Annotated in this window: 3 protein-coding genes; 2 read left to right on the top strand and 1 reads right to left on the bottom strand. The window is 42.0% G+C overall.

Annotation, left to right across the window (positions count from 1 at the left end):
• A partial coding sequence (locus J5224_RS31725) for a hypothetical protein (protein ID WP_264628949.1) occupies window positions 1–390 on the top strand: 390 nt, incomplete at its 5' end.
• Here J5224_RS31725 and J5224_RS31720 read toward each other — a convergent pair.
• Window positions 283–549 (bottom strand): DksA/TraR family C4-type zinc finger protein, encoded by a 267-nt coding sequence (locus tag J5224_RS31720; protein ID WP_264628947.1) that lies wholly within the window; start codon window positions 547–549, stop codon window positions 283–285. The two genes, J5224_RS31725 and J5224_RS31720, sit on opposite strands and share 108 nt — an antisense overlap.
• 121 nt (window positions 550–670) lie before the next feature.
• Here J5224_RS31720 and J5224_RS31715 point away from each other — a divergent pair.
• On the top strand, window positions 671–812 hold a 142-nt coding region (locus tag J5224_RS31715), incomplete at its 3' end, for a DinI family protein (RefSeq protein ID WP_264628948.1).

The raw sequence follows: 812 nt of genomic DNA, 5'->3' as shown, positions 1-812 counted from the left end.
TGCATTGATGGTTTTATTGCATCCTCAACGGATAAGTATTTGTTTTTCTCGTCCGCTATAATAAGCCTCACATCCATAGGCAATCTCATACAAGAAGTACGTGGTCATGATATTGAAAACATGATTAATCATATACAGGCTTTAGATAAGCGGATACCAGTTAACGATGATTTATGCTTACCCTTTTATTATATTGATTTTTTTAGTTTTAATGAATGGCCGAACAATAAAACCCCCGAGAATATAAATAATATTCAATATAATATTTTCCAAACTAAAAAATTAGCGCAGTTGGCTATCCTTGGAACCCCGCCGATTATAACCAGAAAAATTTTGCTGTTTGACATCCAGAGACTTCTGACAATTCACACAAAAACGCACGCCAGGTAATGCTTTGCGTCTTGCCTCCGGGATCGGCTCACCGCACTCGGCACAATGCGACAAACTCTCACCAGAAGGCAGTTCATTTCTTACTCTGGCAACAGCGTCCTCAACCGTGCTGTCTATTTGCTCCTGTACCGCACCATCCCCTGCCCAGCCAACGGCCATGTTATGTACTCCAACGCGAATCATCTTGTCTTTATGGTAGTGTGGATGGGTAAAATTGTCTTTTCAAGCTTCATGTTTCCGTGTACTGTACATAAAAACAGTAACATCAAGGATAGCTTTCATGTTTGTTGAACTTGTTTATGACAAACGTAACGTTGCCGGACTGAACAACGCCCACACGCTTATCGAAAAAGAACTGATAAAACGCGTACACCGCGCCTTTCCCGATGCTGAAGTCAGGGCAAAGGCCATGCAGGCGAACG

This window comes from Candidatus Symbiopectobacterium sp. NZEC135, assembly GCF_025962695.1.
This window is presented reverse-complemented; position numbering and strand designations above follow the sequence as displayed.

What these genes read in the sequence shown, in the direction of transcription:
- J5224_RS31720 (WP_264628947.1), bottom strand. Translation starts at nt 549, where the DNA reads ATGGCCGTTGGCTGGGCAGGGGATGGTGCGGTACAGGAGCAAATAGAC.